This is a genomic window from Streptomyces sp. ST2-7A (assembly GCF_021390475.1).
Lineage (GTDB): Bacteria > Actinomycetota > Actinomycetes > Streptomycetales > Streptomycetaceae > Streptomyces.
Genome location: NZ_JAJUWS010000033.1, coordinates 52,578 through 73,386 on the forward strand (window position 1 = coordinate 52,578; position 20,809 = coordinate 73,386).

Consider the following 20,809-nt stretch of genomic DNA (forward strand, 5'->3'; position numbering starts at 1 on the left):
GAGCCGGGCATGAGCACGCCGACGGAGAGGAAGAGCGGCGGGAACGATGGCACGGACGATCAACCCGCCGGGCGGGGAACGGACGCGGAAGGAGTCGGGGGAACCACCGGGACCGAGGAGGCCGGGACCGAGGAGGCCGGGACCGAAGCCGGCGGGGAGGACGGGGAGTTCGTCTCGGAGTCCGAGCGCCTGCTGTTCGGCGGCCGGCTGCGCTACGACATGGGCTGGTCCCGCCACGACGAGGCGATCACGGGCCTGACCCTGCGCCGCACCCTCGTCCAACTCCCCCGCATGCTGCTGGTCTGCGCGCGCCTCGCCCGGGACGCCGACCGACGCGCCACGCTCCAGGTGGTGATCGCCGAAACCCTGCGCGGCGTCACCGGTGCCGTGGCCCTGCTCGGCATCCAGGCGGTACTGGCCGCGATCCTCGCCCCCGACACCGTCACCGACGGACTGCGCGACGCCCTCCCGGCGATCCTGCTGGTGGCGGGCGCGGCCTCGGTCGGAGCGGTGCTGGGGGCGGTGACCACCCGGGCCGACGGCGTCCTGCAGCCCAAGGTCGAACGCCTGGCCCGCGAACGGTACCTGCGACGGGTCCTCGCCGTGGAACTGGCCGCGATCGAGGACCACGCCTTCCACAAGCTGCTGGAGTCCGCGCAGTTCGGGGCGGGATCCGCACGGCGGATGGTCGGCCAGGGCACCCGGGTGATCTCCGCGCTGATCTCGCTGGTCGCGGCGGCGGGTGTGCTGGCGGTGCTGCATCCGGTGCTCATGCCGATGCTGCTGCTGATGACCCTGCCCGGCGCCTGGGCCACGCTCACCATCGCCCGCCGTAGGTACCGCTCGTACCACGAGTGGGTGCAGCACACCCGCGCGGCGAGCACCATCTCCCGGCTGATCATCGAGGAGGACGCCGCCGCCGAGGTGCGCGTGCACGGGACCGGGCCCTTCCTGCTGCACCACTTCGGGGCGATGTCCCGGGCGTACGAGGGGGAGCAGGCCCGGCTGGCCCGGGTCACGGCCGGCACCCAGTTGCTGGCCGCCGCCCTCACCGGTCTCACCGCCGTCGCCGCCTACGCGGTGCTCGGAGGCCTGCTGTGGACGGGCGCCGTGGCCCTGGCCGCCGCCGGCGCGGCGGTGGTGGCGATCCGCGCCGGTTCCTCGGCCCTGGACTCGTTGATCTCACAGGTGACGAACATGCACGAGGACAGCCTCTTCGTGCACGACCTGCACCGGGTGGTCACCGAGGCCGACGGCCGGGAGATCCCGGTCGGCGGGGAGCCCGTGCCGGACGGGCCGGTGGGCATCGCGGTCGAGGGCGTGACCTTCTCCTTCCCCGGCAGCGAGAGCGCATCCCCCACCCTGCGGGACGTCTCCCTGACCATCCCCGCCGGGCGGGTCACCGCCCTGGTCGGGGAGAACGGCTCGGGCAAGACCACCCTGGTCAAGTTGATCTGCGGGCTCCACCGGCCGGACTCGGGCCGCATCCTGTTCGGCGGCGTGGAAACCGGCCGGGCCGATCGCGCCCAACTCTTCTCCCGCTTCGCGGTGGTGGGGCAGGACTTCTACCGCTGGCCCTTCACCGCCGGGGTGAACGTCGCCATCGGTCGCGCGGACGACCCGATGACCGAGGAGCGGCTGGACCGCGCCGCCGGGCGGGCCGGCGCCGGCGCCGTGGTCGACTCGCTGCCGCAGCGCTGGGGCACCCTGCTGTCGCGCGTCTTCCAGCGCGGCCACCAGCTCTCGGGCGGGCAGTGGCAGCGACTGGGCATCGCCCGCGCCGCCTACCGCGAGGCACCCGTGCTCGTCGTGGACGAACCCACCGCCGCCCTGGACGCCAAGGCCGAGCAGGAGGTCTTCGAGAGCATCCGGGCCCTGGCCGACGAGGGACGGACGGTTGTCCTGATCACCCATCGGATGGCGTCGGTGCGCGGCGCGGACCTGGTGCACGTCCTGCACGAGGGCACGGTCGTGGAGTCCGGCTCCCCGGGGGAACTGCTCGCCCGGGGAGGCCGGTACGCGGAGATGTACTCCATCCAGGCGGCGCAGTTCGCCGAACCGGCGGAGCGGGGGGCGGTGAACGCCGACGCGGGTACGAACGACACGGACCCGGCGGGCACGGCGGACGCGGGTGGGGTTCCGGCGCAGAGGGGCCCCGGCGTCGTGGTCCCGGGCCCGGATGGCGGTGCCGACGGCGACACGGGTACGGACCCCGTGCCGGTTCCGTGAGACCGGCCCCGGTCCGTGGCACGACGCCACGGGCCGGGGCCGGGGCCGCGTCGTGCCGGGCCGGCCGTCAGGAGCCGTCGCGGAGGTCGGCCGGGGCCGAGGGCTTGAAGGTGACGCGGTCGAAGGTCGCCACACACCCCTCGCCCATGGGTGACTGCGCGAGGAAGCCCACCCGGGCCGGCTCCCCCTCCGCCTCGTGCAGGGAGAAGTAGCGCAGCAGGCGCCACCACTCGCCGTCGGTGGAGGCGTGGAAGGCCCATGCGGTTCCCGCGCGGGTGACCCGCAGCCACAGCGCGTCGCCCTCCACCTCGAAGCCGTTGGCGTCGTCGGAGGTCGTCCGGGTGACGACGGTGACGGCGGTGGGAACGCGCTGCGGGGAGTACTCGAAGCAGAGCTTGGCCCAGCGGCGCGGGCCCGCGTGCGCCAGCAGCACCCCGGCGTCGTACACCGAGCCGAACTCCACCCGTACCCGGGCGGCGAGGGAGAAGTCGCCCTCCGGCGGGATGCCGACCAACCGACCGGCGTTCGGCGGGTTCCCGGCGGTACCGGCGGGATCGACGAACAGGTCGGTGCGGGCGCCGCCGCTGACGCGCAGGGCGTCCCCGACGATCTCGTGCGCGCACTTCGGCGCGCCGTCGGGTGACACCGGGAAGGGCAGGCCGGGAACGTCCGTGAAAGGCATGCGCGTCAGTCTCCGGGCCCCCCGGGAGCCCCGTCAACACCCGTACGGGTCAGGCGTGGTTCCGGTGCCGGGACGCGCCGCGACGACGGTCGTCCCGGCCATCGGTGGCCCTCGACCGCCCGGGGCGGCCCGGGCGCCGGGGACGCACCGACGGCCCGGGGGGGCCCGGTGGTGGGGGGCTGTCGGGGACGGTCAGGGACGGTCGGTGAGGTAGCCGCCCATGGAGCTGAAGTACTCGGTCGCGGGCAGTTCGCGGCCGTCCTCGGTGCGCACCCGGGTGACGGCCAGGCCGTGGTTACGGCCGGTGTGGGCGTCGGCGCCGGCGACGATCACCACGCCCTCCCCCTCGCGGTAGAAGATCCGGCCGGGGGTGCCACCGTAGCGCCCCGTCGAGACGACGGCCGAGAGGATCTCCAGGCGCCGGCCCCGGTGGAAGGTGAACGCGGCCGGGTACGGGGCGGATTGGGCCCGAATCAGGCGCTCCAGGTACTCGGCGGGCCGGTCCCAGTGGATCCGGATGTCCTCCTCGGCGCGCTTGTGGAAGAAGGTGGCCAGGGAGCGGTCCTGCGGGGTGAACTCCGTCCGCCCGGAGGCGAGCAGGGCGAGGGCCTCGGTGGTGACGGGGGCGATGAGGTCCACGGTTCGGTGGAAGAGGTCGGTCGCGGTGTCGGTGGGGCCGACGGGGATCGCGCGCTGTACGACGATGTCGCCGGCGTCCAGTTCCTCGTCCATCATGTGCGCGGTGACGCCGACCTCCTTCTCGCCGTTGATGAGGGCCCAGATCAGCGGGGAGAAGCCGGCGTACTTCGGCAGCAGCGAGTCGTGGACGTTGAGGGTGCCGAGGCGGGGCAGGCCGAAGACGCGCGGCGGGATCCAGGTGCGCCAGTTGTTGGCGACGATGAGGTCCGGGTCTGCGTCCTTGAGGAGTTGGAACAGTTCCTCGTCGTCGGGTCGGTCGCGGAGGATGACCGGGACGTCGTGCTCGGTGGCGAGGTCGGCGACGGAGTCGCTCCAGATCCTCTCGTAGGCGTGGTCGCTCACGGGGTGCGTCACGACCGTCACCACGTCGTGTTCGGAGTCCAGGAGCGCTCGCAGGGTGCGGTGGCCCCAGGTCTGGTAACCGAACATGACGACCCGCATGGGGATTCCTCCTCGGAAGGCGACTGACCAGCGCCAAGTAAAGCAAGGCTTACCTAACCACGCAACAGGGATCCTTTTTCGGTCAGTTGGACCACGCGGCCGTCCCGGCCACCGTCACGGGGCGGTCGACAGGCCGATCATGTCAGGTTAGCCTTACCTAAGTTTTGTTCGGTCGGCGGTCATCGTCGTGCTCCGGCTACGCCCCTGTTCCGCCGATCCCGCCGCGACTTCGACCATCCCCCCGCTGTTCCCCGCCGTTTCCCACCGTCCGACCGACGGTTGCCCCGCACCGATGGGAGTGACATGTCTCAGGTTCTTCCTGGCGACACACCAGTGATCCACGACCTCGTAGGCATCGGCTTCGGGCCGTCCAACGTGGCCATGGCCGTGGCACTGCGCGAGCACAACGCGCGCGTCGGCAGGCAGGAGGCGGTCACCTCCCACTTCTTCGAGCGCCAACCCCGATTCGGCTGGCACCGGGGAATGCTCATCGACGACGCCACCATGCAGGTCTCCTACCTCAAGGACCTGGTGACGCTGCGGAACCCGTCGAGCGAGTTCAGCTTCCTGTGCTACCTGCAGAGCAAGGGACGGCTGATCGACTTCGTCAACCACAAGAACTTCTTCCCGCTGCGGGTCGAGTTCCACGAGTACTTCGAGTGGGCCGCCTCCAAGGTCGACGACATGGTCTCCTACGGCCACGAGGTCGTCTCCGTCGAACCGGTGCTCTCCGAGGGCGGGGTGACCCACTTCGACGTCACCGCCCGCTGCGGCTCCGAGGAGGTCGTCCACCGGGCCCGCAACCTGGTCATCGGCACCGGGCTGCGCCCCCGGCTACCGGAGGGCGTCACCCGCTCGAACCGGATCTGGCACACCTCCGACCTGCTCACCCGGGTGGGTGAGTTGGAGGGCACCGACCCCTCCCGATTCGTCGTGGTCGGCGCCGGCCAGAGCGCGGCGGAGAACGTCGCCCATCTGCACCGCCGTTTCCCCGGGGCCGAGATCTGCGCCGTCTTCTCCCGCTACGGCTACAGCCCCGCCGACGACAGCGGCTTCGCCAACCGCATCTTCGACCCCGACGCCGTGGACGACTACTTCTCGGCCCCCGACGACGTCAAGCGCAGGCTGATGGAGTACCACGGGAACACCAACTACTCCGTCGTGGACATCGACCTCATCGACGACCTGTACCGGGAGGCGTACCGGGAGAAGGTCCTGGGCACCGAGCGGCTGCGCTTCCTCAACGTCTCCCGGCCGACCGCCGTGGAGGAGGGGCCGGAGGGGGTGCGCGTCACCGTGCGGTCCCTGCTCACCGGTGAGGAGACGCCGCTGGACGCGGACGTCGTCGTCTTCGCCACCGGCTACCACCCGGCCGACCCGCTCCCCCTCCTCGGCGAGGTGGCGCGCCTGTGCCGGCGCGACGAGGAGGGACGGGTCCGGGTCGGGCGCGACTACCGGGTGATGACCGACCCGGGGGTGCGCGGCGGGATCTATCTCCAGGGCGGCACCGAGCACACCCACGGCATCACCTCCTCCCTGCTGTCGAACACCGCGATCCGGGTCGGGGAGATCCTGGACTCGGTGCTCGAGCGCGAGGCGAAGGCCACGGACGACGAGACGGGCGCGCTCGCCGACGGGATCGGCTCCGCCCGCTGAGCGGGGCCGCGTGCCGTCCCGTGCCCCCCCGTTCTCCCGGAACCGTCACACCGTCCGCCGCCGCGTCTGTTCGCACCCACCCGCGTCCGTTCACGTCCGCTCGCTTCCGTCGGGACCGCCGACCGGCCGTCCGTTCGACCGGGCGACCGTTCGGCTCGACGATCAGGAGGAATCACCCGTGACCACCAACCCGTTCGACGACCAGGGGGGCCGTTTCCTGGTCCTGGCCAACGAGGAGAACCAGCACTCGCTGTGGCCGTCCTTCGCGGAGGTGCCGGCCGGATGGCGCGTCGTCCTCGGCGAGGACACCCGCGAGGCGTGTCTGGAGTATGTCGAGACGCACTGGACCGACCTGCGGCCGGCGAGCCTGATCGCCCACCGGCGGGAGGCCGCTACCGGCTCCTGAGCGGTGGTGTGCGGAACGGCCCCGGGGACTCCCCTCCCCGGGGCCGTTCCGCACACCGCGGGGTCGGGTCCTCGTCCCGGTGCCGCCTCAACCCGACGCGGGCCCCTGGTCCGGGATGACGGTGGTACCGCCGACGAGCCCCCGCAGGACGGCGTGCGGCACCCGGCCGTCCAGCACCCGGGCCTCGGGCACCCCGGCGCGGACCGCCCGCAGGCACCCCTCCATCTTGGGCAGCATGCCGCCGGTCAGGGTCGGGAGCAGTTCCTCCAACTCACCGGCGGTCAACCGCCCGATGACGCCTCCCGCACGCGAGGCGTTCGCGTACAGCCCCTCCACGTCGGTGAGCAGCAGCAGTTTCTCCGCGCCGAGCGCGGAGGCCAGCGCCGCCGCCGCGAGGTCGGCGTTGATGTTGTGGGCCCGGCCGTCCGTGCCCCGGGCGATGGGCGAGACCACCGGGATCCGGCCCCGGTCCAGCAGTGCCCTCAGGACCTCCGGGTTCACCGCGACCACGTCGCCGACCAGCCCGAGGTCCACCGACCCGCCGTTCACCCGGGTCCGGCGCCGCACGGAGGTCATGGTGTGCGCGTCCTCGCCGGTCATCCCGACGGCGAGGGGGCCGTGTTCGTTGAGCAGACCCACCAACTCCCGCTGGATGCTCCCCGCGAGGACCATCCGGACCACCTCCATGACCTCCGGGGTGGTCACCCGCAGCCCGGCCTCGAAGCGGACCTCCAGGTCCAGCCGGTCGAGCATGGCGTTGATCCGGGGGCCGCCGCCGTGCACCACGACCGCGTGGACGCCGGCGCGACGCAACGCCACCACATCCCCGGCGAACGCCCGCAGCGCGCCGGTGTCGGTCATGGCGGCGCCGCCGAGTTTGACGACCACCGTCCGGCCCCGGCACCCCTGTGGCCAGGCCGGTTCCGACCGGGCCGGTTCCGACCGGGCGGGCCGTTTCCGGAGGACCTCCGCCACGGGACCGGACACGTCCGTCGCCCCCGTCATCCCCGCCTCCGACGACGGCGGGAGGCCAGGGCGAGGGAGTCGAGCAGCGGAACGGTGCGCTCCCAGCCCAGGCAGGCGTCGGTGACGCTGAGGTCGGGGCGCAGGGGTACGCCGGTGGGGTCCTGGGCGCCGTCGGAGAGGTAGGACTCGATCATCACACCGACCGGCGAACCGCCCCCCTCGGCGATCTGTCCGGCCAGGTCGGCGACGACGGCGGGTTGGCGGTTGTGGTCCTTTCCGCTGTTGCCGTGGGAGGCGTCCACGACGATCCGTTCGGGCAGTCCGGCCGCCACGAGTTCGGAGCGGGCCCGCGCGACGCTCTCCCGGTCGTAATTGGGGGTCGGCCCGCCGCGCAGGACGAGGTGGGCGTCGGGATTGCCGGTGCTGTGGAGGGCGGCGAGGCGGCCGTCGGGGGCCGGCGAGGGGACGGTGTGCCGGTGGGCGGCGGCCCGGATCGCGGCGAGGGCGGTGTCGGTGCGGCCGGAGACGCAGTTCTTCATACCGACCGGCATCGGCAGCCAGGAGGCCATGTGGCGATGGGGCTGGCTGGCCACGGTGCGCGCGCCGATGGCTCCCCAGGAGATCGTGTCGGCCGTGTAGGGGGCGAGCACGGGGTCGACGAACTCGTAGGCCAGGGGCAGTTCGCCGGCGGCGAGTTCGGTGAGGAGGGCCCGGCCGGTGCGCAGACCGACCGCGGGGTCGCTCGCCCCGTCGGGGGTCGGGGCGCTGAGCAGGCCGGGCCAGCCGGTGACGGTGCGGGGTTTCTCCAGGTAGGCGCGGAGGACCACGACCAGGTCGTCCGCGAGGCGCCGGGCGGCGCCGGCGAGCAGGGCCGCGTACTCGCCGACGGCGGCCGGGTCGTGGACCGAGCAGGGACCGACGATCACCAACAGCCGGGGGTCACGGTGGGCCAGGACGGCGGCGACGGTCTCCCGGTGCCGGGCCACGGCGTCGGCGGCGGCCGGGGGAAGCGGATGGGCCGCGGCGAGTTCGGCCGGGGTGGGCAGGGGGCGGGCCGCTGCGGTGTCGGTATCGGCCGCGGCGGCGGTGTCGGGAGTGGCCCGGGTGGGGGCGGTCCGGGACCGGGGCGGGGCGGGAAGGGGATGCATCACGTCCTCCGGGGACGGGTTCGGGGCAGCCTCGTGGCGCCGGCCGCGGCGATCAGGCAGAAACCGAGCACCCACCAGAAGGTGTCGGCGAACGCCTGCGGGACATCCGCGCCCCGGGCGTCCAGACGGCTCTGCAGGACCACCGCGAGCAGGGCGGTGCCGACCGAGCCGCCGACGGTGTTGAGCAGGTTGAGGGCCCCGGCGGCGCGGGGCAGCAGGGCGGGTTCGACACGGCTGTAGACGATGTTCATCACCGGCGCGCCGATCATCGCCATCCCGACGCCGCGCACCACCAGGGCGGAGGAGATCAGGACGTCCGGCAGGTCGTGGCCGAGTTGGGTGAACGGGACGGTGCCGACCAGGATCAGCGCGATCCCGGTGACCACCAGGGACCGGGGAGCGACCGTGTCGATGGTGCGGTTGACCAGCACCGATCCGGCCACCGCGCCCACCCCCTGGAAGGCGAGTACCAGCCCGGCCCCGGGGGCCGAGAGGCCGTGCCCGGTCTGGAGGTACAGCGGCAGCAGGAACGTCGTGCCGAACACCGAGGCGCCGAGCAGGAGCAGGGCGAGGGCGGCGGCGCCGAAGGGCGGCCGGGTGAAGAGCCGGGGATCGATCAGCGGCGTGCGGCGGGTGCGCAGTCCGTGCGCGGTGAAGGCGATCAGCATCAGCCCTCCCACCGAGACGCCGATCACGGCGGGGAGTCCGCGCCCGTGCGCGATCTCGGTCAACCCGAGCACCAGGACGGCCAGGCCGGGCGAGAGCAGCAGGGCGCCGCGCAGGTCGAACGCCGTGCGTTCCGGCGCGGGGGCCACCACGGGCACGTGGCGGCGGGCCAGCAGGATCGCTACGGCGCCGATCGGGAGGTTGACCAGGAACAACCAGGGCCAGGACGCGACCCCGAGGATGCCGCCGCCGATCAGCGGGCCGAACACCGGCGAGAGCAGGGGGACGACCGCGACCACGCTGATCACCCGCCCGGTGCGGCCGGGACCGGCGATGCGGGCCAACAGCGCCTGCCCGGTGGCGGGCAGCAGTCCGCCGGTGAGGCCCTGGAGGACCCGGAAGACGATCAGACTCGGCAGCGACCAGGCGAGCGCGCACAGCGCCGAGGCGAGCAGGAACCCGCCCACCGCGACCAGCCAGACCCGCCGTCCGCCGAAGCGGTCGGCGAGCCAGCCGGAGGCGGGCACGGCGGCGACGACGGCCAGCAGGTAGGCGGTGGTCACCCAGTGGACACCGGCGACGGAGGCGTCGAACTCGGCGGTCAGGGTGTCGAGGGCGACGGCGACGATGGTGGCGTCCACGGTGGCCATGAAGGTGCCCAACACCAGGATGAACGCGATCCGCAGCAGCCGCCCGTCGCCCTGTTCCCCCTCGACGGGCGGCGCGGCGTTCCGGCTCATCGGAACCCCGGCAGCGTGCGGACGTCCCGGTCGAGGTTCTCGCCCATGGTGCGGAGCAGGTCGAGCAGTTCCCCGGCGAGACCGGTGACGTCCACGCCGTGGCGGGGCGCGAGTACGCCGGTCCAGCCCTCGCCGTCGGGCATGACGGTGAGGGTCACCGGGTGGTGGGTGGCCTCGCGGAACCGGGTGCCGACGACCGTGAGGCCGGGGGCGGGTTCGCGGAGCCGCTCGGGGTCTACGGGGTAGTTCTCGAAGACCACCATGCTGTCGAAGAGCCGGCGACGGCCGGTGAGCCGTTCCAGGTCGGAGAGGGCGACGTGGTGGTGGTCGAGCAGGGACCGCTGCCGGGCCTGGAGGTCGCCGAGGGCCTCGGCGAGGGTGCCGGTGAGCCGGGCCCGCACGGGCACGGTGTTGGCGAGCAGTCCGATGATCTCCTCGACACCCTCCAGCTCCGGGGGCCGGCAGGCGACCATGGCGCCGAAGCAGACGTCCGCGCGGCCGGAGCGGCGGGCCAGCAGGACCGACCAGGCGCCCTGCACCAGGGTGTTCGGGGTCAGACCGCGCCGGGCGGCGAGGCGGGTGAGGTCGGTGACCAGGTCGGCGTCGAAGGTGATGACCTCCGGTTCCCGCCACGCCGGGCCGGGCTCGCCGGAGCACAGGTGGTCGCCCTCGGGCAGGCCGTCCAACTCGGCGGCCCAGGCGTCGAGGTCGGGCTCGTGGTCGGCGAGCCACCGCAGGTGGTCGGCGAACGGCACGGGGTCGGGGAGCTTCGGTTCGTCCCCGTCCAGCCGCGCGGTGTAGAGGGCGAACAGTTCGCCGAGCAGGCGCGGGGCCGACCAGCCGTCGGAGAGCACGTGGTGGAGGGTCACCACGAGGTCGGCGCGGTCGGGGGTGTCGGCGGATCCGGGGGCGTGTCGGATCACGGTCAGTCGGAGCAGGGGCCCCTCCGCGAGGTCGAAGGGCTCGGCCAGGTCGGCCGCCAACGCCTCCTCCACCGGACCGTCCACCACCCGGAAGTCCGGACGGGGATCGACCGGGATCACCGCCAGATCGCCGGGGAACACCGCCCCCAGGTTCGGGTGGCGGGCCACCAGGTCGGTGCCGGCCGCGCGCAGGGCCTCGAGGTCGAGCGGCCCCGCGAGGGAGAACATCGACTGCACGGTGTACGGGTCGGGGCGCTCGGCGCGCGAGTGCCGCAGCATCACCTCCTGCAACGGCGTGAGCGGCTGGACCTCCGCGATCGGACGGTCGCCGGCGAGTGCCGTGGCCCGTGCCGGGGCGGCGACCTCCAGCAGCGCGGCCCGCAGGTGCCCGGCCAGTTCCCCGATGTCCCCGTCGGTGAACAGGGCGGCGGGCCGGGTGATGCGGATGCCCAACTCCTCGTCCCGCACCAGGGCGTTGATCATCAGGGCGGACGGCAGGGGCAGGTCGTCGGAGCCGCCGGAGCCCAGCGGGTCGGCGTCCGCCGGTGGCCGCCAGGCCGTCTCCTCCTTCGGAGCGCCGGGGAAACGGCCGAGGTAGTTCCAGGAGATCTCCGGCTCCACCGGATCCAGCAGGCCCGCCGTGGTGAGGATGCCGTGGCCCAGGCCGTCACCGGAGGCGCGCAGCCGTGCCGCGACCGCCGCCGGGTCGTCGTCCGCCTCCAGCCGCACGGGGTGGACGGCGGTGAACCAGCCGACGGTCTGGGCGAGGTCGGCGCCGGGCGGGCGACCGTGGCTCTCCAGCGCGACCGACAGCTGCGGGGCGCCGCGCCAGGCCCGCACGGCCCGGGCGAGCGCCGCGAGCAGCACGGCGTCCGGGGTGGTGCGGTGCACGGCGGGCAGGGTGGTGACCAGGGCGCGGGTGGTGTCGGTGTCGAGCCGCAGTTCGTGGTGGGCGGCGGTCGCGACGGTGTCCCGGCGGGGGTCCAGGGGCGGGGTCAGGGTCGGAGCGGGGGTCGCGCCGCCGGCCGGGCCGGCGGTCATCCGCCGCCAGTGCGGCAGTTCGGCCCGCCGATCGGCCTCGCGCAGCGACCGCGCCCACTCCGGGAAGGACCGGCCGTGCCGGGCCAACATCCCGCCACCGTGGGCGTGTTCCAGGTCCTCCAACAGGACGCGCCAGGACACCCCGTCGACCACCAGGTGGTGGGCGATCAGGACGAGTCGGCCCGGCCGGTCCGGACCGGCGTCCATCCACACCGCTCGCAGCAGCGGGCCGGTGCGCGGGTCCATCGAGTCGCGGGCGGCGGCGATCAGGGGGTCGAGCAGGGCGCGCGGGTCGTCGCCGGCGGGGACCCGGGTCAGCACGTCGGCGCCGGTCACGGCACCGACCGGCGGGACGCGCAGCGCGTCGTCCACCAGATGGGCCCGCAGCACGTCGTGTCGGGCGAGGATCGCGTCGAGCACGCCCCGCCAGGTCGTCTCGTCGCCGCCCGCCGGGACGTGGACCTCCGTCCACTGGCAGAAGCCGTCGGCGGCCGATCCGGCGCGGCGCAGCAGGTCCCGCATGATCGGGGTCAGCGGCGCGTCCCCGACGGCGGGGGCGGACTCGGCGTTCAGGGCGCGGGTGCGGGCGGCGATGCCGGCGACCGTCCCGCCCTCGAACACGTCCCGCGCGGTCAGGCCCAGCCCCCGGCGGCGGGCCCGGGAGACCACCTGGAGGGAGACGATGCTGTCCCCGCCGAGGGTGAGGAAGTCGTCGTCGGGGCCGATGTCCCCGCGGCCCAGGATCTCCCGGAACACCTCCAGGAGCGCCGCCTCGGCCGGCCCGGCGGGTTCGCGCCGCGCGGCGGTGGTGACGCCGGGATCGGGCAGGGCGGTGGCGTCGAGCTTGCCGCCGGGGCCCAGCGGCAGCCGCTCCAGGGTGGTGACGGCCGCCGGCACCATGTGGTCGGGCAGCGTCTCCGCCAGCCCCGCGCGCAGCCGCGCGGGGTCCGGCTCGGCGCCGTCGGTCGGGATGACGTAGGCCAGCAGCCTGCCCTCCCGGGCGATCACCGCGCAGGCCCGCACGTCGGGCAGGCGGTTGAGGGTGGACTCGATCTCGCCCAACTCCACCCGGTGGCCCCGGATCTTGACCTGGTGGTCGGCGCGGCCCAGGAAGAGCAGCTGCCCGTCCGGGCGCCACCGGGCCAGGTCGCCGGTGCGGTACATCCGTTCGCCGGGCGGGCCGAACGGGTCGGCGACGAACCGTTCGGCGGTCAGGCCGGGGCGGCCGACGTAGCCCCGGGCCACGCTCGGCCCGGCGAGGTACAGCTCACCCGTCACTCCGACGCCGACCGGCCGCAGCCCGCCGTCCAGGACGTACGCGCGGACGTTGGGGTCGGGGCGGCCGATCGGCAGCGGCCCCGGGTCGTCGGGGGCGTACGTCCAGGTCACGGCGTTGATGGTGACCTCGGTGGGGCCGTAGGCGTTGAACAGCGCCCGGCGGCCCCGGCCCCAGCGGTGCGCCAGGGCGGGGTCCAGCCGCTCGGCGCCGACCATGAAGAAGACGTCGTCGGGGACGGTGCGGTCGTCGGGCATCGCGGCCAGGAAGGACGGCAGCAGGTTCACACCCGTCACCCGGTGCTCGGCGATGTAGTCGAGGAGTTCGTCACCGGGCACCCGTACCTCCTCCGGCGCGATCACCGAGGTGCCGCCGGAGAGCAACGGCACCATGGTCTGCCAGAACGCCACGTCGAAGCCGGTGGACGCGAAGTGCAGGTACCGGTCGTCCTCGGTGATGCCGACGACCTCCTCCTGCAACGCCACCAGGTCGGGCACGCCCCGGTGGGTCACCGCGACGCCCTTGGGCCGGCCGGTGGTACCGGAGGTGTAGATGACGTAGGCGAGGTCGTCGTCGGTGAGGCCGGCGCGCGCCTCGACCGGGTCGGTCTCCGGGACGGAGCCGAGCACGGCGGGGTCGTCCAGCCGCAGCACGGGCACCGGCCGCGCGCCGGGCACCTCGGCACCGGTGGTCACGACGGCGGCCGGGGCGATGTCCTCGAGCATGTACGCCAGCCGGTCGCGGGGGTAGTCGGGGTCCATCGGCACGTACACCGCGCCGGCCTTCGCGACGCCGAACAGCGCCACCGTCATCTCGATGTCACGGCCCAGCAGCACGGCGACCGGGTCCCGCGGTCGCACGCCCCGCGCGATCAGCGCCCGGGCGACCCGGTTGGCCGCCCGGTCCAGGCCGTCGTAGGTCAGCGAGCGGTCGCGGCAGACCAGGGCCTCGGCGTCGGGCCGGCGCCGCACGATGTCGGCGAAGAGGTCGAGCCAGGGGCCGCGCTCCCGGCTCGGGGCGGGCCCGACGCCGAGGCGCAGCGCCGCCTCCCGCTCGGCGGGGTCCAGGAGCGGCAGCGCGAGCGCGGGCCGGTCCGGGTCGGCGACGATCTCCCGCAGCAGGGTGAGCAGCCGGCGGCCGTACCCGCGCACGGTGTCCTCGTCGAAGACGCCCGGCTGGTGGCCGAGGCCGATGGTGATCGCCTCGCCGGGGATCACGATCACGGTCAGCGGATAGTGGGTGGCGTCGGTGATCTCCACACCGGCCAGGTCGAGCCCGGGGGCGAACGGGACGCGCGTCCGGTCCGCCAACGGGAAGTTCTCCATCACCAGCATCGTGTCGAACAGTTCGCCGACGCCCACCGCCCGCTGGATGGCGGGCAGCCCGAGGTGGTGGTGCTCGGTCAGCGCGACGCTCTCGGCGTGCAGGCGCGCCATCACCTCCCGCGCGGTCTCCGCCGGCGTGTGCCGGACCCGCACCGGGATGGTGGTGCCGAGTTGGCCGATCATCGACTCCACGCCGGGCACCTCGGCGGGCCGGCCGGAGACCGGGCAGCCGAAGACCACGTCGCGACGGCCGGTGAGCCCGCCGAGCAGCAGGCCCCAGGCCGTCTGGAGCACGGTGGTGAGGGTGACGCCCTGTTCGCGGGCGAAGGCGCGCAGCCGGTCGCTGAACTCCCGGCCGAGATCCAGGCTCACCCGGTCGGGCCGCTCGACGCCGCTCCCGGTGCCGGCCGGGGCCAGGCGGGTGGCCTCCGCCACGCCGGCCAGCGCCTCCCGCCAGGCGGCCGGGGCCGCCTCACGGTCCCGGTCGGCCAGCCACCGGAAGTACTCGGCGGGCGGGGGCGCGACGGGCGCGGCCGGGCCGCCGCCCAACTCGGCGTAGATCGCCAGGAGTGTGCGGCCGACCAGCGGCATCGACCAACCGTCGAGCAGGGCGTGGTGGTTGGTGATCACCAGCTTGTGCTCGTCGGGGCCGACACGGGAGAGCAGGAAGCGGATCAGTGGCGGGCGGGTCGGGTCGAAGGGGCGTTCCAGCTCCTCGCGGGCGGCCTCCGGGAAGCGGTCGTCGCGCCGCCAGTGCAGGGTCACGTCGGCCGGGATCACCTGCACGATGTCCTCGCCGGGGCCACCGGTGCCGCCGGCCTCATCGGGGCCGCCGGTGTTCCCGGTCTGTGCCAGGTGCACGCGCAGCGCGGGGTGACGGCGCAGCAACTCGCGGGCGGCCTCGGCCATCCGGTCCGGATCCACCTCGCCGACCAGCGTCGTCACGGCCTGCACCACGTACACGTCGGTGTCGTCCTCGCCGCGCGCCATGGTGTGGAAGGACAGGCCGAGTTGCAGGGGCGTGGCGGGCAGTACGTCGGCGACCCGGCCGGCGCCCTCCAGGGCGTCGATGGCCGCCTGGTCGAGGTCGACCAGTGGCAGATCGGAGGGGGTGAGCCCGCCGGGGGTGTGCCGGGCGTGGGCGGCCAGCGCCTCGAGCGCCCTCTCCCATGCCTTCCGCAGGGTCTCCACCGTGTCGGTGTCGAGCACGCCGGTCGCGGCCGTCCACTCGACGGCGAGCCGGGGTCGCTCCCCCTCGTTTCCGTCGTGGCCGTCGTGTCCCTCGTGGACGAAGCAGTTCAGGGCCAGCACCTGCTCCAGGGCCTTCGCGTCCGGTTCGATCACCGAGAAGGCGTCCCGCTCGGGCAGCCGCCAGTCGGTGCCGGCGGGCGGGGTGAAGCGGCCCAGGTAGTTCAGCAGCACGTCCGGCGCCGGGGTAGCCGCCAGTTCGGGGCCGGCCACCGGGTCGAGCAGGCGCAGCACGCCATAGCCGACACCGCTGTCGGGGACACCTCGCCGGGCCTCCTTGGCCGCGCGCAACACCTGCCGGACGTCCCCGGCGGTGGGCACCCGCACGGGGTACTCGGTGGTGAACCAGCCGACCGTGCGGGCCAGATCGAGGTGTTCGCGACCGTGGCCCTCCATCGTGACGGTCACCGCTCCGTCGGCGGCCCCGTACTCGCGCAGCGCGAGCACCAGCGCGGCCAGCAGCACCTCGTCCACACCCGCCCGGTAGGCGGTGGGCAGCGTGGTGAGCACCGCCTCGGTGACCTCCGGGGAGGCGACGGTGACCGACCGGTGGGCGGTGGCCGCCGTGTCCCGTACCGGGTCCAGGGGGCGGGAGCCGAGGCGGGCGGCGGAGGCCAGCGCGTCGCGCCAGAGGTCGAGTTCGCCACGCCGGGCACCGGAGCGGCCCTGCTCGGCGAGGAGCGTCGCGTGCCGGCGCCAGGAGGCACCGCCCGGGGCGGGGGTGCCGCCGGCGCAGGCGGTGTGCAGGTCGGGCAGCAGGACGCGCCAGGACACCCCGTCCACGGCCAGGTGGTGCGCGACGATCACCAGCCGGTCCGGCCCGTCGCCGCCGGTGCGGATCAGGGCCACCCGCAGCAGGTCGCCCGAGGCCGGGTCGAGTTCCCCGGCCAGCCGGTGGGCCGTCTCCGTGACGTCCGCGCCGTGGAGTTCGACCACGACGGCCGGCACCACGCCGTCGGGCAGCACCTCCGGGCCGTCGACGCCGAGGCGCAGCCGCAGCGCGTCGTGCCGCGCCAACACGGCCCGCACGCCCCGCTCCAGGTCGGCCGGCTCGAGTGCGTCGACGCGCAGCGCGGTCCACTGCGCGTACCCGGCGATCACCCCCGGGTCCGGGTGGAGGTCGAGGAGTTGCCGCACGATCGGCGGCGCGGGCACCGGCCCCACCGGCTCGTCCACCGGCTCGGGGGCGGCCGCGACCGGCCGGGCGGAGGCGGCCAGGGAGGCGAAGTCTCGGCGGGCCAACAGGTCGCGGGGCCGCAGCTCCAGGCCCTTGGAGCGCAGCCTGCTGCTGACGGTGATGGCGGTGATGCTGTCCCCGCCGAGGGCGAAGAAGTCGTCGTCGGGACCGACCCGCTCGACCTCGAACACCTCGGCGACCGCCGCGCAGAGCAGTCGTTCGTGTTCGGTGCGCGGTTCCCGGCCGCCGCCGGTGATCGCCGGGGCGGGCAGCGCGGCGCGGTCGAGCTTGCCGTGGGCCGTGACGGGCAGTTCGTCGAGGACCGTCACCACGGCGGGCACCAGGTGGTCGGGCAGCCGCTCGGCGAGGTGCGCGCGGATCGCGTCCCCGGTGACGGTGGAGGGGTCGGTGTCGGCGGCGGGCACGACGTACCCGAGGAGCCGGGAGGAACGCACGGTGGCGGCCGTCGCGGCGACGCCGGGCACCGTGCCGAGCGCGGCCTCGACCTCGCCCAACTCCACCCGGTGGCCGCGGATCTTCACCTGACCGTCGCCGCGTCCCAGGTACTCCAGACCGCGCCCGGGCACCCAGCGGGCCAGGTCACCCGTGCGGTACATCCGTTCGCCGGGTGAGCCGAACGGGTCGGCGACGAACCGTTCGGCGGTCGCGCCGGGCCGGCCGAGGTACCCCCGGGCCAACTGCGGGCCGGCCAGGTACAACTCCCCCGGGGTGCCGTGCGGCACGGGTTGCAGGGCGGTGTCCAGGACGTAGGCCCGGGTGCCGGCGAGCGGGTGCCCGATCGTCGGTTCGTCACCGGTGATCGGGGCGCCGGCGGCGTCCACGGTCGCCTCGGTGGGCCCGTACATGTTGCGGGCGGTGAGGCCCGAGGCGGCGATCCGCCGCCACAGCACGGGTGGGGTGGCCTCGCCGCCGAGGATCAGCAGCGTCGGACGCAGCTCCGCCAGACCGCCGTCCAGCAGCGGCACGGCCATCGACGGGGTGGTGTCCACGACGTCGATGCCGTCCCGGGCGAACGCGGCGAGCAGGGCGTCGGCGTCACGGGTGGTGTCGGTGTCGTAGACGTGCAGTTCGTGCCCGCACAGCAGCCAGAGCAGGTGCTCGATGGCGGAGTCGAAGGCGAACGAGTAGGTGTGCGCGACGCGCAGCCGCCGGCCGGCGGCCCGTTCGGCCTGTGCGACGACGGTGGCGCGCTGGTGGTGCAGCAGCGCGGCGAGACCGCCGACCCGGCCCGGCACGCCCTTGGGGCGGCCGGTGGAGCCGGAGGTGTGGATGACATGGGCCAGGTGGTCGGGGTGCCGGGGCACGGCGAGTTCGTCGGGCCGCAGCGGGGTGCCGGGCAGGCCGGCCGCCTCCGCCCACAGGTCGGCCAGGGAGAGGGCCGCGCCGGCCGGGACCTCCCCGTGCCGGGCCGCGCCGGAGAGGGCCTTCCCGGACGGGGCCGCACCGGGCGAGGAAGCTCCGGACGGGGCCCCATCGGACGGGGCCTCCCCGGTCCGGACCCGACCGGACCGGGCTTCACCGGACCGAACCCCATCGGACGGGGCCGCACCGGGCGAGGAAGCTCCGGACGGGGCCTCCCCGATCCGGGCCTCGCCGGATGGAGCCGCACCGGGCCGAACCTCCCCGGGCGAAGCCTCCCCCGGCGGGGTCGCGGCCACCGGGCCGTCGGTCCCGTCGGCGGTCAGCACCAGCGCGGGGCGGGTGTCGGCGATCAGCTCGCGCAGCCGCTCGGCCGGCTGCGCGGGATCCAGCGGCTGGAACGCGGCACCCGCGACCTGCGTCGCCAGCACGGCGGCGACCATGTCGGCCGAGCGGGGCAGCGCGAGCGCCACCACATCGTCGGCGCCGATGCCCCGGGCCCGCAGCGCGCGGGCCATCCGGCGCACCCGCTCGCCCAGCTCCCCCGCCGTCCAGCGGACGTCCCCGCGGACCAGGGCGGTGCGATGGGGATCGGCGGCGACCATGGCGTCGAGGGCGGCCGGCACGTCCATCGGCGTGCCGGGCACGGCCGGCGGGGTCCACTCCGCCGGGATCCCCGCCGCGCCGGTCAACGGGATCCTCCCCACCGGCAGGCCGTCGGCCAGCCCGGCCAGCAGCGCCCGCAGGGCGTTCAGCTTGCCGTCCACCCCGGCCCGGTCATGGGTGCGGGCGTCCACCTCGAAGCCGAGCAGCAGCCCACCATCGCGGGTCGGCAACACGCTCAGGCCCATGTCCTCGGGCGGGCCGCCCGCCACGTTGCGCATCACGCCGACCGAGCCGGCGAAGTCCAGGGTCAGATCGAACGCCTTGAGGTTGATGCCGCGCCCGTGCAGCAGGGCGCCCGCGCCGGGCACCCCGAGATCGCGCGGCAGGTCCTCGCCCCGGTACCGCTGGTGGACGCGCATCTCCCGCATGGCGGTGGCGACCCGCCGGCCCAACTCGCCGAGGTCGTCCCCGCCGCGCACGGTCACCCGCAGCGGCAGGACGTTGACCGCCATCGACGGGGTGCGCAGCTCCACCGAGCCCGAGCGGCACATCAGCGGCAGCGCGAACACCACGTCGGTGTGGCCCAGCACCCGGTGCAGGAACGCGGCGTAGCAGGCGATCAGCGCCTCACCCCAGGTGACGCGCTCGCGGTCGGCGACGGCGCGCAGCCGGGCCAGTTCCCCGGGGGTCACCTCGGCACGGGCGGTCAGGGTGCGGTCGGGCGGGCCGGCGGCGGTGTCCGTACCGCCGAGGTCCGGCAGCGGCGTGAAGCGGTCCACCCAGTACGCGCGGTCGGTGACGGCCCGCTCGCTCTCCCGGTAGGCCCGGTCGGCGGCCACCACGTCGGCGAACGCGCCGAAGGTCGGGGCCGCCGGTTCGGTCCCGCGCACCAGGGTGGTGTACCGGGCGGCGGTGCGGCGGGCCAGCATCGCGGCGGTGTACCCGTCGAAGACCAGGTGGTGACCGAGCTGGGTGTACCAGACCTCGCGTTCGGAGAGCCGGATGACGGTCCGCGCGTACAGCCGCCGGTCCACCATCCCCCGCAACTCCTCGGCGGTCCTGGCCCGTTCGGTCTCGACGAGGGCCGTGGCCGCCGCCTCCGGATCGGCTTCGCCGCTCAGGTCCACGATGGCGGGCGGCTCGACCGGGGCGGTGTCGATCGTCTGGCGGGGCCCGTCGGGGGTGTCCACCACCCGCAGCCGCAGGCTCTCCGCCTCCTCGGTGGTGGTCCGGATCGCCTCGGCCAGCGCGGCCGTGTCGACCGGCTCGTCGCCGGATATCGCGATCACGTCGCCGACCAGGTAGTACGGCGAGTCCGGCTCCAGGCGCTGCGCGTTCCAGATGCCCAGCTGGGCGCCGGTCAGGGGAAGCGGCTCACCCGGGGAGAGGTGGGGGGTGCTCAACTCGGTCTCCTTGGAGTGTGGGGACGACCATCGGCGTGCCCGTCACCGGGTCGGGGACGATGAGGCTCGGCAGGTCGAACACGTCCTTGATCAACGCGGCGTCCACGATGTCGGCAGGGTCGCCCTCGGCGACCACCCGGCCGTCCCGCATGGCCACCAGGTGGTCGGCGAACCGGCACGCCTGGTTGATGTCGTGCAGGACGGCGATCACCGTCCGGCCCTCGTCACGCAACGCGGACAACAGGCCGAGGAGTTGGTACTGATGGGTGATGTCGAGGAAGGAGGTCGGCTCGTCGAGCAGCAGGTAGGGCGTCCGCTGGGCGAGCACCATCGCCACCCACACCCGCTGCCGCTGGCCGCCGGACAGCTCCTGCACCGGTCTCTCGGCGAGGTCCTCGACGCCGGCGGCGATCATCGCGTCCTCGACCGCCTCCTCGTCACCCGGCGACCACAGCCCCAGCAGCGACTGGTGCGGGAAGCGGCCCCGACGCACCAACTGCCGGACCCGGATGTCCTCGGGGGCCAGTGGGTCCTGCGGCAGGAAGCCCAGCAGTCGGGCCAACGCCTTGGACGGGTAGTCGCCGACCTCGCGGCCGTCGAACCCCACGTGTCCGGAGCGGGGGCGCAGCAGCCGGACGAACGCGCGCAGCAGCGTCGACTTCCCACATCCGTTGGGCCCCACGACGGCGGTGAACGCGCCGTCGGGAACGTCGAGGTTCAAGCGGGTGGAGACCACCCGGTCGCCGTAGTGCAGGGTCAGGTCCCGCGCGGTCAGACGGGCGGGCGGGGGTCCCGGA

At 74.6% G+C, this 20,809-nt stretch carries 10 protein-coding genes; 3 read left to right on the forward strand and 7 right to left on the reverse strand.

What is annotated here, in order from left to right; translation table 11 throughout:
• The first annotated feature begins 9 nt into the window (after positions 1-9).
• Positions 10-2,229, forward strand: a complete 2,220-nt coding sequence (locus LZF96_RS19105; RefSeq protein ID WP_233874061.1) for an ABC transporter ATP-binding protein — start codon at positions 10-12, stop codon at positions 2,227-2,229.
• 67 nt (positions 2,230-2,296) lie between these two features.
• Here the strand turns inward: LZF96_RS19105 and LZF96_RS19110 are convergent, their stop codons facing one another.
• Both LZF96_RS19110 and LZF96_RS19115 read right to left on the reverse strand, forming a co-directional pair.
• Complete coding sequence (locus LZF96_RS19110; protein WP_233874064.1) at positions 2,297-2,911, reverse strand: DUF1349 domain-containing protein; 615 nt, start codon at positions 2,909-2,911, stop codon at positions 2,297-2,299.
• 192 nt (positions 2,912-3,103) lie between these two features.
• Positions 3,104-4,051: a methionyl-tRNA formyltransferase gene (locus LZF96_RS19115; protein WP_233874067.1), complete on the reverse strand. Its 948-nt coding sequence runs from the start codon at positions 4,049-4,051 to the stop codon at positions 3,104-3,106.
• A 303-nt stretch (positions 4,052-4,354) separates the two neighbouring features.
• On the opposite strand from LZF96_RS19115, the gene LZF96_RS19120 reads away from it, so the two are divergent.
• The gene (locus tag LZF96_RS19120) at positions 4,355-5,707 is read left to right on the forward strand and encodes a lysine N(6)-hydroxylase/L-ornithine N(5)-oxygenase family protein (RefSeq protein ID WP_233874070.1); all 1,353 of its coding nucleotides are present in this window, start codon (positions 4,355-4,357) and stop codon (positions 5,705-5,707) included.
• 178 nt (positions 5,708-5,885) lie between these two features.
• The gene (locus LZF96_RS19125) at positions 5,886-6,113 is read left to right on the forward strand and encodes an MbtH family protein (protein WP_233874073.1); all 228 of its coding nucleotides are present in this window, start codon (positions 5,886-5,888) and stop codon (positions 6,111-6,113) included.
• 87 nt (positions 6,114-6,200) lie between these two features.
• Here LZF96_RS19125 and argB read toward each other — a convergent pair whose 3' ends face one another.
• Genes argB through LZF96_RS19150 form a run of 5 tightly spaced genes read right to left on the reverse strand, consistent with a single transcriptional unit; the run spans position 6,201 to position 20,787 of the window.
• Positions 6,201-7,118, reverse strand: coding sequence for an acetylglutamate kinase (argB, locus tag LZF96_RS19130; protein WP_374203274.1), 918 nt, complete (start codon positions 7,116-7,118; stop codon positions 6,201-6,203).
• Positions 7,115-8,227 carry a 3-deoxy-7-phosphoheptulonate synthase gene (locus tag LZF96_RS19135; RefSeq protein WP_267941096.1) on the reverse strand — a complete coding sequence of 371 codons (1,113 nt, stop codon included), beginning with the start codon at positions 8,225-8,227 and terminating at the stop codon, positions 7,115-7,117. The genes argB and LZF96_RS19135 overlap by 4 nt, the downstream gene beginning before the upstream one ends.
• Entirely contained in the window at positions 8,227-9,633 is a 1,407-nt protein-coding gene (locus tag LZF96_RS19140) for a DHA2 family efflux MFS transporter permease subunit (RefSeq protein ID WP_233874079.1), read from the reverse strand. The genes LZF96_RS19135 and LZF96_RS19140 overlap by 1 nt, the downstream gene beginning before the upstream one ends.
• Complete coding sequence (locus LZF96_RS19145) at positions 9,630-20,012, reverse strand: non-ribosomal peptide synthetase (protein WP_233874082.1); 10,383 nt, start codon at positions 20,010-20,012, stop codon at positions 9,630-9,632. Before LZF96_RS19145 ends, LZF96_RS19140 begins: the two co-directional genes overlap by 4 nt.
• Positions 19,984-20,787 carry an ABC transporter ATP-binding protein gene (locus LZF96_RS19150; RefSeq protein ID WP_233874091.1) on the reverse strand — a complete coding sequence of 268 codons (804 nt, stop codon included), beginning with the start codon at positions 20,785-20,787 and terminating at the stop codon, positions 19,984-19,986. Before LZF96_RS19150 ends, LZF96_RS19145 begins: the two co-directional genes overlap by 29 nt.
• Between the last annotated feature and the right edge of the window lie 22 nt (positions 20,788-20,809).

Excerpts from the sequence above, each read along its gene's own strand:
- LZF96_RS19105 (WP_233874061.1), top strand. The coding sequence starts at position 10 with ATGAGCACGCCGACGGAGAGGAAGAGCGGCGGGAACGATGGCACGGAC.
- LZF96_RS19110 (WP_233874064.1), bottom strand. The coding sequence starts at position 2,911 with ATGCCTTTCACGGACGTTCCCGGCCTGCCCTTCCCGGTGTCACCCGAC.
- LZF96_RS19115 (WP_233874067.1), bottom strand. The coding sequence starts at position 4,051 with ATGCGGGTCGTCATGTTCGGTTACCAGACCTGGGGCCACCGCACCCTG.
- LZF96_RS19120 (WP_233874070.1), top strand. The coding sequence starts at position 4,355 with ATGTCTCAGGTTCTTCCTGGCGACACACCAGTGATCCACGACCTCGTA.
- argB (WP_374203274.1), bottom strand. The coding sequence starts at position 7,118 with ATGACGGGGGCGACGGACGTGTCCGGTCCCGTGGCGGAGGTCCTCCGG.
- LZF96_RS19135 (WP_267941096.1), bottom strand. The coding sequence starts at position 8,227 with ATGCATCCCCTTCCCGCCCCGCCCCGGTCCCGGACCGCCCCCACCCGG.
- LZF96_RS19140 (WP_233874079.1), bottom strand. The coding sequence starts at position 9,633 with ATGAGCCGGAACGCCGCGCCGCCCGTCGAGGGGGAACAGGGCGACGGG.